At 44.5% G+C, this 11,537-nt stretch carries 11 protein-coding genes and 2 pseudogenes; 8 read left to right on the top strand and 5 right to left on the bottom strand.

What is annotated here, in order from left to right; genetic code table 11:
- The coding region (locus AC2VDX_RS00120) for a tachylectin-related carbohydrate-binding protein (protein ID WP_378172792.1) at window positions 1-541 on the bottom strand (541 nt) is incomplete at its 3' end.
- Between the two features lie 864 nt (window positions 542-1,405).
- Here AC2VDX_RS00120 and AC2VDX_RS00115 point away from each other — a divergent pair.
- From AC2VDX_RS00115 to AC2VDX_RS00105, 3 genes are all read left to right on the top strand, one after another.
- On the top strand, window positions 1,406-2,746 hold the full coding sequence (locus AC2VDX_RS00115) for an AAA-like domain-containing protein (RefSeq protein WP_378172798.1): 1,341 nt from the start codon (window positions 1,406-1,408) through the stop codon (window positions 2,744-2,746).
- Between the two features lie 26 nt (window positions 2,747-2,772).
- On the top strand, window positions 2,773-6,324 hold the full coding sequence (locus AC2VDX_RS00110; RefSeq protein WP_378172800.1) for a WD40 domain-containing protein: 3,552 nt from the start codon (window positions 2,773-2,775) through the stop codon (window positions 6,322-6,324).
- A 141-nt stretch (window positions 6,325-6,465) separates the two neighbouring features.
- Entirely contained in the window at window positions 6,466-7,440 is a 975-nt protein-coding gene (locus AC2VDX_RS00105) for a glycoside hydrolase family 5 protein (RefSeq protein WP_378172803.1), read from the top strand.
- Here AC2VDX_RS00105 and AC2VDX_RS00100 read toward each other — a convergent pair.
- The gene (locus tag AC2VDX_RS00100) at window positions 7,433-7,642 is read right to left on the bottom strand and encodes a hypothetical protein (RefSeq protein ID WP_378172806.1); all 210 of its coding nucleotides are present in this window, start codon (window positions 7,640-7,642) and stop codon (window positions 7,433-7,435) included. The two genes, AC2VDX_RS00105 and AC2VDX_RS00100, sit on opposite strands and share 8 nt — an antisense overlap.
- A gap of 96 nt (window positions 7,643-7,738) precedes the next feature.
- On the opposite strand from AC2VDX_RS00100, the gene AC2VDX_RS00095 reads away from it, so the two are divergent.
- The 4 genes and pseudogenes from AC2VDX_RS00095 to AC2VDX_RS00080 all read left to right on the top strand — a co-directional run.
- Window positions 7,739-8,137 (top strand): hypothetical protein, encoded by a 399-nt coding sequence (locus AC2VDX_RS00095; protein ID WP_378172808.1) that lies wholly within the window; start codon window positions 7,739-7,741, stop codon window positions 8,135-8,137.
- 235 nt (window positions 8,138-8,372) lie between these two features.
- Window positions 8,373-8,580 (top strand): annotated as a pseudogene (locus tag AC2VDX_RS00090) (hypothetical protein); the annotation flags it as partial.
- A gap of 92 nt (window positions 8,581-8,672) precedes the next feature.
- Window positions 8,673-8,795 carry a hypothetical protein gene (locus tag AC2VDX_RS00085; RefSeq protein WP_378172811.1) on the top strand — a complete coding sequence of 41 codons (123 nt, stop codon included), beginning with the start codon at window positions 8,673-8,675 and terminating at the stop codon, window positions 8,793-8,795.
- 164 nt (window positions 8,796-8,959) lie between these two features.
- Window positions 8,960-9,304: pseudogene (locus tag AC2VDX_RS00080) on the top strand (IS4 family transposase); the annotation flags it as partial.
- 134 nt (window positions 9,305-9,438) lie between these two features.
- On the opposite strand, the gene AC2VDX_RS00075 reads toward AC2VDX_RS00080, so the two are convergent.
- The 3 genes from AC2VDX_RS00075 to AC2VDX_RS00065 all read right to left on the bottom strand — a co-directional run bounded on the left by AC2VDX_RS00075 (window position 9,439) and on the right by AC2VDX_RS00065 (window position 10,701).
- Complete coding sequence (locus AC2VDX_RS00075) at window positions 9,439-10,017, bottom strand: Uma2 family endonuclease (RefSeq protein WP_378172813.1); 579 nt, start codon at window positions 10,015-10,017, stop codon at window positions 9,439-9,441.
- Window positions 10,018-10,109: 92 nt separating this feature from the next.
- On the bottom strand, window positions 10,110-10,367 hold the full coding sequence (locus AC2VDX_RS00070; protein WP_378172816.1) for a tetratricopeptide repeat protein: 258 nt from the start codon (window positions 10,365-10,367) through the stop codon (window positions 10,110-10,112).
- 205 nt (window positions 10,368-10,572) lie between these two features.
- Entirely contained in the window at window positions 10,573-10,701 is a 129-nt protein-coding gene (locus AC2VDX_RS00065; protein ID WP_378172819.1) for a hypothetical protein, read from the bottom strand.
- Between the two features lie 526 nt (window positions 10,702-11,227).
- Here AC2VDX_RS00065 and AC2VDX_RS00060 point away from each other — a divergent pair.
- Window positions 11,228-11,452 (top strand): DUF4351 domain-containing protein, encoded by a 225-nt coding sequence (locus tag AC2VDX_RS00060; protein WP_378172821.1) that lies wholly within the window; start codon window positions 11,228-11,230, stop codon window positions 11,450-11,452.
- The last annotated feature ends 85 nt before the right edge of the window (window positions 11,453-11,537 follow it).

Raw genomic sequence — 11,537 nt, 5'->3', positions numbered from 1 at the left:
TGCCATAGATGATGCCGTCGCCACCAGAGAATACCTGCTTGAAGTTCCATCCAGTGCCAACTTTTTTGCCGCCGTCACCCGCTGTCCATCTGAAAGTGCCGTCAGCTCTTCCATCGTGGCGATACCACATCAAGTCGCCATTATCTTTGATGCCATAGATGATGCCGTCGCCACCAGAGAATACCTGCTTGAAGTTCCATCCAGTGCCAACTTTTTTGCCGCCGTCACCCGCTGTCCATCTGAAAGTGCCGTCAGCTCTTCCATCGTGGCGATACCATTTGAGATCGCCGTTATCCATTACGGCGTAGATGATGCCTTGCACGCTCTCTTGTGTCCTGCTTTGGGCAATAGAAAACTGCCGAACAGGACTGCTCTTAACAGTAGAAGCTGAGACTAGAGGAGTATGGACACCCAGCGATGTAGCAGATACTCTTGGGACGGAACAAGCAGCACCGATCGAAGTTGCGATGGCAACTAGCAGAGCTGTTCGACGCAGAATGGTCGTATTGGTAAGTGAATGAGACTTTGATGAGAAAAACATGGTGAACCTACTTTGTGTGTAAAGATTGCAGTGAGTTGAATACTGAGTTTGTACTCTTCTGATGACTGATACGTTTGGTATTTGGATTTAGGCACCCACGATGCCTAATCCTAATTTGCTCAGTCATAGATGGTTGCTACCCGTTATCGTGTAGTAACGGACTCCTCAGTCCAGGGAGAGCAAGTCGATCGCCCTAAAAAGTGTGAGTTGCAACCTTGGACTTTGAGTGTATAAACACGATTTGATTGAACATTGTTGAAAGTGAATGATCCGGAGCGATTTTCTAGTTGTTTTTCTCCACCTCCTACTCGTGCATATCGAACATTGAAAAAGTCCCAACCATCATTAGTAAATTTGAAGATAATCTGATTGCCGGACTGATACCCTGTGATACATGGTTGGCCAGCAGGGCAAAGTTTGACATCGTTACCAAAGCCGCCAGCCATAGCACTCTGTCCAAAAGACAAACTCAGACCCGCCAACATTGCGGATAGAAAGCGAGCATTTAGTGTGTTCATTTTTGTTTTCCTTAGTTGGTTCAATTCAGTTCTGATTTTCTTAGTCATAGTCGAATTTTGGTAGAGTCCCTGATTGAACCAGAAGGGTCATATCGGTAGCTAGTTAATCGTTGATTACTCACCTAAATTAGGCTTTCATTTCTGCTTCATGTCTACTATGGTTACTGATCAGAACTCGATCTGATAACTGGGGAAGTTCTGGAAGTTTCTATCAATAAATCAGACAAACTTAGGTTGCAAATCGTGTTTGAAGCAAAAAGTCTGGAAAAGTCAGGTTAAGTTACCCAATTGCTTCACTTATCAATCCTTGATATAACCAAGGGTATTCACCTTGCTTATCTAAGTTATGCACCCTGAATCAGAACTGTCTTGGGAGCAAACTCAAAATCTAGTTGGCACACTGGTATTTAAACATACTGGAAAGCATCTCAGCGACATTGAAATCGAGGTGCTGCAAGGTGCGTGGGAAGGCAAGAGTTATGAGGAGATTGCCGAACAACTCTTTCGCAGTGTTAGCTACATCAATAAAGACATTGGTTATCGATTGTGGAAGAAGCTCTCGGACGCATTAGGAGAAGACGTTACTAAAAAGAGCTTTCGACAGGCGCTCAAGCGAGAATGGCAAAGGCAAATTGATTTAGAAACCACCTCACCAATGTTAACTTTTGCAACAAATTTAGAATTTCCAGACGGACCCCTCGCGTTAGATTCTCCTTTTTATATAGAGCGTCCCCCAATTGAATCCGACTGTTACAAAGAGATTTTGAAGCCGGGTTCTCTTATTCGGATTAGAGGTCCCAAACAGATAGGGAAAACCTCTTTACTCCATCGAGTTTTAGCCTATGCCAAGCAACAAAATTATCAAGTTGTTCGCCTGAATTTGCGAAAAGCTGAAAAAACAGTCTTTACAAACTTAAATAAATTTTTACGCTGGTTTTGCTTGAACGTTACCAGACAACTGAATATAGAACCAAAACTTGATGATTATTGGGACGAAGAAATTGGTAGCAAGGTAAGTTGTACAGGCTACTTTCAAACTTATTTATTAGCGCAACTAGACACAAATTTAGTAATCGCCTTGGACGAAATTGATACCGTTTTTAACTATCCTGATATTGCTGAAGATTTTCTGGCGCTACTCCGAGAATGGCATGAAGAAGCCATGATTGAGGAAAGTTGGCGAAAACTTCGATTGGTTATAGCGCACTCAACAGAAGTGTATATCTCCTTAAATATCAATCAATCTCCGTTTAATGTTGGGTTGCCGCTAAGATTGCCGCCGTTTAATCAACAGCAAGTCCAGACTTTGGCTCAGGTACATGGTCTGACTTGGACTGTTGAAGAAACCCAACCATTAACCACGATGGTCGAAGGGCATCCCTATCTGATTCGACTTGCCTTGTATCACCTTGCACACCAAGATGTGACACTGGGGCAATTACTGCAAGCTGCTCCCACTCATGCTGGGATTTATAGTGACCATTTGCGGCGTTGCTTAGGGCATGTGAAACAGCAGCCAGAATTAGCCGCAGCATTGAAGCAGGTTGTGACTGCTCAAAGTCCAGTTCAGTTGGAATCCGTGGCTGTCTATCAGTTAGACAGTATGGGACTCGTACATCTCAATGGCAACCAGGTAACACCGAGTTGTGAGCTATATCGTCAGTATTTCAGTACCAATCTTTCTTGAGAGTTGAGTTCTCCAAACCTAGCAAAATGATCAATACAATCTATCACGGAGATTACGAATATAAGGTTGGAGGAAGCTTACCGCCCAATGCACTTTGTTATGTAACTCGGCAAGCTGACCAAGAACTGTTAGCAGCTTTGGAAAAGGGTGAATTTTGTTATGTATTCAACTCTCGGCAGATGGGAAAGTCGAGCTTGAAGGCGCGAACGATGCAACTGTTGGAAGCCAAAAAAATTGCTTGTGCAGCAGTTGATGTAACTAAACTCGGTGCAAAGCAGGTGACTGCTGACCAATGGTACAAAGGGTTAGTGGTGGAATTGGTCAGAGTTTTCAAGCTTTCAGGAAAGTTTGATTTGAAAGCTTGGAGAAGCGAACAAACCGAACTCTCGGCAATTCAACAACTCAGTCTGTTCATTGAAGATGTTTTATTGGTCAAAGTTTCTAGTCCTAGAGTCTGTATTTTTTTAGAAGAAATTGATAATGTCAAAAGCTTAAATTTTTCAACCGACGATTTGTTTGCCTTAATTCGCGCTTGCTATGAACAGCGCTCGCACAATCCCCTCTACGATCGCTTAACCTTCTGTTTATTGGGAGTCGCAGTCCCAGCCGAGTTGATGGTTGATAAACAAAGAACCCCCTTTAACATCGGTCGAGCAATCGATCTGACCGGGTTTAAACTGGCAGAAGCTAAGTCACCTTTAACTCAGGGATTAATCGCAAGCGTAGATAATCCGGTGACGGTTTTACAAGAGATTTTAGACTGGACAGGTGGGCAACCCTTTCTCACTCAGAAGTTATGTAAGCTGGTTGCAGAGAAAGCTGAAAGCCGAAAGCCAAACATTGAGCAGTTGGTTCAACGGTATATTGTTGAGAATTGGGAGTCTCAGGATAATCCTCCGCATTTGAGGACAATCCGCGATCGCATTCGAGGCAGTGGTCAGCGCAGAGGTCGGCTTTTAGGGCTTTATCAGCAGATTTTACACCTCAAAGCAATAACAGTAGATGACAGTCCTGAACAAATGGAATTGCAACTGTCAGGATTAGTCGTCAAGCAACAAGGCAAGCTCTGCGTTTATAACCGCATTTATGAATCTGTTTTTGATCAGACTTGGGTTGAGAAAGAATTAGCCGCCATTCGTCCTGATTTTTATTCGGTAGCGTTAGCAGGTTGGCTTGAATCAAAGGGACAAGAAGAGTCATGGCTGTTGCGCGGAGAGATGTTACAAAAAGCCCAGCAGTGGGCAGCAGATAAAAGCATTAGCGACCAAGATTATCGCTTTTTAGAGGCGAGTCGCGAATTAGAACAAAGCGATTTACAACAGCGGTTTCAGGCAGAAGCAGAAGCTTCCGGGATTCTGGCAGAAGCCAACCTGGTACTGGCAGACGCCAATCAAACCTTGACACAGGCAAACCACAAGGCTACTCGACGCATCCGGACAGGCGGGACGATCCTGGCGCTTTCCCTATTGGTGGCGATCGCAACGGGAATCTGGGCGGTAAGGATGATCCAGGAGACACAACTGGAAAGAATCAAATCCCTTAGTCTCTCCTCAACGGCTGCACTAAATGCCAATCAAGAACTGGATGCCTTACTCGCTGCCCTCAAAGCTGCCATTCAGTTAAAAGCCGCTCCTTGGGCCGATGCCAACACCCAAGCATCTGTCCGGTTGGCTTTGCAGCGATCGCTATTTCAAATCAGTGAACGCGATCGCTTAGAAGGTCACAACGATCAGGTCAGAAGTGTGGATTTTAGTCCAGATGGCAAGACTCTGGCAACTGCGAGTGAGGACAACACAGTCAGGCTGTGGAGTATTGATGGACGAGAACTCCAACGACTATCGGGACAAAATCAGTCTTTCAGAAGTGTGAAGTTTAGCCCGAATGGACAGCGAATTGCAGCGATCAGTGCCGACAACACGGTTAAAGTGTGGACGGTGGAGGGCAAAGAATTGATCACCTTCCCTGGGCAAGCCGATGAAGAAAATTTTATGGCTGATCTTTGTTTTAGTCCCAATGGTCAAGTGATTGCGGCTTCTGGTACCAACCATAAGGTCAAACTTTGGCGGATGGATGGGCAGGAAATCAAAACACTGGCGGGACATGAGTTACAGGTTTGGAGCCTTAGTTGCAGTCCGGATGGACAAACCATCGTCGCTGCAGATCAAGGGGGAATTGTCAAACTTTGGCGGATGGATGGGCAGGAAATCAAAAGCTTCCGGGCAAGTCCACAAGCAATTTTTGGAGTCAGTTTTAGTCCGGATGGTAAGTCATTTGTCACAGCAGGTGGAGACACCCAGATTAAACTGTGGAACCTAGAGGGAAAGATGATTACAAAGATTGGCAAACATGATAATTTCGTCATTGGGGTGCGTTTCAGTCCAGATGGTCAGACAATCGCCTCAATCAGCGCCGATAAAACTGCCAAATTATGGAATCTGGAGGGACAATTACTCAAAACGTTCAAAGGACATCACAACTTTGTGTTTGGACTTAGTTTTAGTCCCGATGGTCAGGCGATCGCGACTGCTGGCGGAGATGATACCGTCAGGTTGTGGAAGTTGAGCAATGAAAATCATCAGACCTTGATTGGACATACCGATTCTCTATATAGTGTGAGCGTTAGTCCCAATGGCAACACCATTGCCACAGCCGGAGATGATCAGACAATTCGGTTGTGGAGTCGGGCGGGGCAAGCGCTGGCAACGATTAGCGCCAAGAGCGGTAATTGGAATCGTATTTGGAGCCTCAGCTTTAGTCCCGATGGCAAAACCATTGCCTCTGCCAGTTGTAACAAAACTCTCAAACTTTGGAACCTCAAGGGACAACTCCTGAAAACCTTCAAAGGGCACAGTAATGAAGTCCGTGAGGTGAGTTTTAGTCCCGATGGTCAGACCCTGGCGACTGCCAGTTACGATGGCATCATTAAGCTGTGGCAGATTGACGGTCGAGAACTGAGAACGCTCAAAGCAAATGCGGGTAAGGTATGGAGTGTGAGCTTCAGCCCCGACGGCAAGCTCATTGCCTCTGCTCACAACGACGGCACGATCAAACTTTGGAACCTTCAGGGACAAATCTTAAAAACATTTCACGGGCACAGCAACTACGTTACCCGCGTCCGGTTTAGTCCCGATGGCAAAACCATTGCCTCTGCCAGTCGTGACAAAAAGATTAAACTTTGGACGCTAGACGGTCATGAATTGAAAACACTCACAGGACACTCTGCTGGTGTGACAGCACTAAGCTTTAGCCCCGACGGTAACAGCCTTGCCTCTGCCAGCGATGATGGCACAATTCGGCAGTGGAATGTTGGCGAAGGGCAAGAGATCCAAAGGATCACAGGACATGGTTATCCATTCTGGAATCTGACTTTTAATCCGGATGGTAAAACCCTGGTTTCGGTCAGCGATGATGCCCAAGTTGAAATCTGGAATACCCAAATGCTAGAACCTGAGCAGTTAATAGATCGGGGTTGCCACTGGTTGAAGGATTATCTCAAGCATAACGTTAGGGTCAATCCGCGCGATCGACAGATGTGCGATCACGAAGCGCTGCTGCAAAGCGCAGATCGCATTTATTAAAGAGTGAGAATTTTAAATACAGAAACACTTAATCCGAAGTTTCCAAAACTATCATCTTGTTTAGCAACCGAGATTTTCTACTGCCACAGCAGGTTTAGGAAATTGCCGTCAATCTGACTCTGTTGAGTCAAGGAGTTATTTATGAATCGTCGTGAATTTTTAGCCTTTTACACTCAAGGTCGGTATCTATATGACAGGCTCGGTAACAAAGTAATCTTGCGAGGAGTCAACAAAATGTCGGTATGGGATGGAGACGATCCCACAGGCAGTATTTCCTTTCCAGAGATTCGCAAAACGGGAGCTAATTCAGTCAGGATCATATGGGCTATAGCAACTCAACAAGGTCCAACAGACCTTAATGTGCTCGATCAACTGATTACCAATGCTAAAAACAACCATCTCATCCCGATGATTGAGTTACATGATGCTACAGGCGACTGGAGTCGCCTCCAGGAATTGGTGAACTATTGGGTTCAGCCCACTGTTGTGACGCTTATTCGGAAACATCAAAAATATCTATTAGTAAATATTGGCAATGAAGTTGGGGATGACAAGGTGAGTAGCGATCAGTTTACTGCTGGTTACACAAGCGCTATTAAAACCATGCGCGCCGCAGGAATTCGTACCCCTTTGGTGATAGACGCGGCGGAGTGGGGTAAAAATCTAGCAGTTCTCAATACTACTGCACCTACTCTACTCAACGCTGACCCGGACAAAAATTTGCTTTTCTCAGTTCACCTTTATTGGTCTATGTCCGATGGTGCTGATGCTAACTTTATCCGATCAAATTTACAAAAGGCAGTTGATCTAGGCTATCCCCTGATCGTGGGAGAGTTCTCTAGTTTTGGAGGATACGCTGGTCAGCATAAAAGCATATGCAGCCCAGATGGGAAAATCGACTATAAAACCATCTTAGAGGAATGTCACAAGCACGAAATCGGTTGGTATGCTTGGGAGTGGGGACCTGGCAACGCTTTTAATGATTCCCTTTGCGCTGTGATGGATATGACTCCTGATCGTTTGTTCAACAATCTCAAGCCGGGATGGGCGACTGAAGTGGCAGTATCCAGCCCTTACAGCATCAAGAAGACCTCGGTTACACCACCCACTATGTAACACCTACATTCCACAGGTTGTTGATAGAGCCAGAGGTATTTTGGGCAAGAACCTCGGTATTTTGCGCGGGGATTGCCTTTGTTGCAAGTCTAGCGGGTCGAGCCAAAACGGGAGCGAGTTTGCTAAGTAGAGTAGTAGCTGCTCCAGCAACAAAGCAGCTACTTATCTGTAAAAGGTGACGTCGAGAAAGTTGATTAGACACAGCAGTTTCTCCCTCGTAAAAACGGACATCAAAAACCTCAATCACAAGGATGTAATCTTCTCTTTCAATAGCGTTTAGATTAGAGCGATCGAGGCTATGTCCTTAATTATAGGAGAGTTCTCTCGCTTCGGAGGATATGCGGGTGAGCATCAAAGCATCTGTAGTCCAGAGGGAGAAATCGACTATAAAACCATCTTGGAGGAATGTCACAAGCACGACATTGGCTGGTATGCCTGGGAATGGGGACCTGGCAACAATTTTACCGATCGGGATTTACGCAAAGCTTATACATATAGCGTTCTTGTCGGTTCAATCCCTCTGTGGTTGCCCCCAAATGTGGTGATGTTGCGTAAGTCCTGTGATTCCCTTTGCGCGGTTATGGACATAATTCCAGATCGCTTGTTCAACAATCTCAAGCCGGGATGGGCGATTGAAGTGGCACTGTCCAGCCCTTACAGCATCAAGAACACCTCGGTTACGCCACCCACTATGTAAAATTTATCAGCCAAAAATTCTTAGGGAAGATAGCCCCTATACCAAGCTTCACGGTAATAGACTTGTTGTGAAATAGGGAATGGTTGTGAGCAAGCGACTCTAGCAATTTCAGGGATTTACGCAGCCATCAAGTAGAAGTTCCACAATCCGGTTGCCGTCAGCATTAAGTGGTCATTGAAGTCAGTCACGCGATTCCTGCAAATCTGGCTGACCGCACCATAGCGCTTGCGCCTTCAAAAACCTGTTCCAGATCGCAGAGAACGCTGTAGGGGTGGCTGTGCGCTCGTTTACACCCTTGGTGCGCCTAAATTCGGAGGTTTCCTCCGAGGCGGCGCATCCGCTTTTTAACTGATGCCCCTTGGTCAGAGTCAAAGCTCAATGAACGAAGGTTGGAGGTAATGAACCAGTGTAGTCAGACCAGAATCAGCAGAGGATTTAGCTTAAGAAACTGTTTGTAAATAAACGTGAAGAGAAACTGAACCGAGATTGAATCCAGGATAGTGATAGAGATGCGTTCTTCAACCGAGTAGCGGTGATGAGTCATAATATCTACGAGAGTGACTTGAAAGATGCGGAATGGAAACGGATAGCCCCGCTGCTACGGTTGGAAAAGTTGTTGGGAAGTAAGCCAGATGTAGAGCGGGCGCGATGTACTTGATGCGATTTTCTACCGCGCCGATAACGGGACGAAATAGCCTAAAAAGCTTTATATGTATAGGGTGTAACAGTTCATGATAGAAAAAAATAGTCCTTCCATTTGCAATAAGACCTATCTGTTAAAAATGTTACCTAAATTTTTACCAAAACCACTTAAAAAGTCAACTGAGTACAGCAGAATTCATTTTCCTAAAAATTTTGCTTCATCTCCTACAGTCAATCAAAAAAGTGAGCTTAGAAAGGTTAGCAAATGCTTTACCCTTAGCAATTAAATTTGAGAGTCGAAGAAAAAGAATACAACGTTTTTTATCATTACCCAATTTAACAAGTGAAAAATTTGGTTTCCCATAGTTAAGAAATGGTTGAAAACATACTTTACCGATGGAAAAATAGTTTATATCGCCATTGTATAGAACAAATTGGAGTTGCATAAATTTATTTATGGTTAGCGTTATGTGGGATCAAAGAGCATGCCCAATATATTTTGAATTATTACCCAAGTTGGGTTCTCCTAAGTGTTTGTGCGATCGCGAGTAATCTGGGTTTAGTTGGATCCCACGACGGTAAGAAGCGATCGCTTTTGGGACTGTGCTGGCGGGTGTGGATCGACAGTGGAGACTTGACAGAATTAGAATTCCGGCAATCTACAAGTACGGGGATAAACTCAAGCTAAATCTGGGCAATAGGTCTTCACCCGATAATTCTGTGGGAAGATTTCGCACTTCCACGTCCTGTCCTGGGCGATAAATTTCCACTTGCTGTTGTTGGGGGTTAATCAACCATGCCAATTGCACCCCTGCATCCATATATTCCTGCATTTTGGAGCGCAACATTTCTAGATCTTCTGTTGCCGATCTTAACTCAATGACAAAATCGGGTGCGATGGGGGGAAATTTACGCCTTTGTTCGGGAGTGAGGGCTTCCCAGCGTTCCCTACGAATCCAAGCAGCATCAGGAGAGCGATCTGCACCATTGGGTAACTTAAATATCGTGGAAGAACTGAAGGTATAACCGAGTCTAGTTTGCCGATTCCAGATTCCCAAATCGATAATTAAGTCGGCTTCTCGATTGCCACTTTCTCCTCCAACGGGTGACATGATAATTAATTCTCCCGAAGCCGTTCGTTCAAATTTAAACTCGCGGTTATTTTGACAGATTTTGTAGAACTGTTCGTCTGTCAGGTGAACGGTGTCTAAATTTAATGTCAAAGGACTCATAATCATACACCTACTCGGAATGGCATTCTGAGTCTAACTCTGTATTTCTCTAACTTATCTGATTTACGGCTTAGTTAGGGAAGGAGAAATAGACGGCTTTAACAGGTTTTTGGTTGCAACTGCAAGGCGCGACGATAACAGAGACTTGCTTCGTTAATTTGACCGCCTTCGGCTAAGATATCCCCTAAATATTTGTGCGATCGCAAGTAATCTGGGTTTAGCTCAATCGCACGTTGGTAAGCAGCGATCGCCTGTTCCCATTTCTTCTCTTTTCCTAAAACCTTTCCTAGTTCCAAATATATTTCTTTCGTTGTCCGGCTAAAATTGGAGTGCGGTTTGGTAAGACGCGATCGCATCCGAAAGGCGAGTTTGCCTAACTAAAGCATTGCCTAGCTGCATTTCAATAAAAAAGGCTATTCGCTGGGCTGGGGACAATGGATCGATGGGAACATAGACAGCGCCAGCTTTAAGGATGCCCTAAATTGCTACAATTTCTTCAATGGATTTGTTTAAGCAAATACCGATGCGATCGCCTTTTTCAATACCAGCGTCTCTGAGAACCTAGGCTAGTTGATTGGAAAGTGTGTCTAGCTGCTGATAGGTTATGGCGTTGTTTTTATAAATGACTGCTTCTTTAGCTGGGTATCGCTTGGCGCTGGTTTCTAGAAGCTGATGGAGTAGATATGGCATGGTTTAGTTCTTTGAGATAATATTACTGCACAGGATCTAACTTTGTATTTTCTAGGAAAGTGTAGGCTATTCGGTCGGGTTGCCGGGAGATGCGATTATGCACTCTTATTGACGAGAGTGCGATTCTGGTTCCGGGACGCTACGCGATCGCTCATGTTGTCACTGACTAATAGAAACCTAGATGTCCGTAAAATTTATAACTGCTACAACACCCGCTTGAAGATTTAGTATATCTTTACGCAATGAAGCGCAGCCAAAATTCCCAAAAATGCGAAAGTACGAAAATCATTGCCGAGTAGAAAAATAGCTTTTGCCATAGCAATGCTGAATAATCCCGCATTGCTACCCTTAGCTGTTTTGGCAAGGAATGATGTTCCAGCAAATCTGTTAGAGCAGGTTGCCAGACAAATAGATAGATAGAATTGAAGAACGAGAACAGCAGCAAAATATTTCTGCTTGTGTAGAGGTATTAGCAGCCTTAAAGTTTGATAGACAGTTAATTCGACAATACTTAAGGGAGGAACTTATGCAAGAATCACTTATTTATCAAGAACTTATCCAAAAAGGTGCAAAACAAGGCAAGTTAGGAACTCTAACTCGGATGCTTTCACGTCGATTTGGTACAATTTCTCCGGAATTACAACAACAGCTTCAAGGACTGTCAATTGAGCAATTAGATGATTTAAGTGACGCGCTGTTCGACTTTTCAGCAATATCCGAGTTGACTACTTGGTTACAAAATCAGCAATGAGTTAAGCGATTTGGGATTTTGGATTGTCTCCATGCCTCAAAGTCTTGCATTTTACCACTTCTTTTAGTCTTTAATATTGTCCAAT

The organism is Coleofasciculus sp. H7-1 (assembly GCF_057473865.1).
Note: the sequence above shows the minus strand (reverse complement) of the source record. Positions and strands in the feature narration are given on the sequence as shown.

What these genes read in the sequence shown, in the direction of transcription:
- AC2VDX_RS00115 (WP_378172798.1), top strand. Translation starts at nt 1,406, where the DNA reads ATGCACCCTGAATCAGAACTGTCTTGGGAGCAAACTCAAAATCTAGTT.
- AC2VDX_RS00110 (WP_378172800.1), top strand. Translation starts at nt 2,773, where the DNA reads ATGATCAATACAATCTATCACGGAGATTACGAATATAAGGTTGGAGGA.
- AC2VDX_RS00105 (WP_378172803.1), top strand. Translation starts at nt 6,466, where the DNA reads ATGAATCGTCGTGAATTTTTAGCCTTTTACACTCAAGGTCGGTATCTA.
- AC2VDX_RS00095 (WP_378172808.1), top strand. Translation starts at nt 7,739, where the DNA reads ATGTCCTTAATTATAGGAGAGTTCTCTCGCTTCGGAGGATATGCGGGT.
- AC2VDX_RS00085 (WP_378172811.1), top strand. Translation starts at nt 8,673, where the DNA reads ATGAGTCATAATATCTACGAGAGTGACTTGAAAGATGCGGAATGGAAA.
- AC2VDX_RS00075 (WP_378172813.1), bottom strand. Translation starts at nt 10,017, where the DNA reads ATGATTATGAGTCCTTTGACATTAAATTTAGACACCGTTCACCTGACA.
- AC2VDX_RS00070 (WP_378172816.1), bottom strand. Translation starts at nt 10,367, where the DNA reads ATGCGATCGCGTCTTACCAAACCGCACTCCAATTTTAGCCGGACAACG.
- AC2VDX_RS00065 (WP_378172819.1), bottom strand. Translation starts at nt 10,701, where the DNA reads ATGCCATATCTACTCCATCAGCTTCTAGAAACCAGCGCCAAGCGATAC.
- AC2VDX_RS00060 (WP_378172821.1), top strand. Translation starts at nt 11,228, where the DNA reads ATGCAAGAATCACTTATTTATCAAGAACTTATCCAAAAAGGTGCAAAA.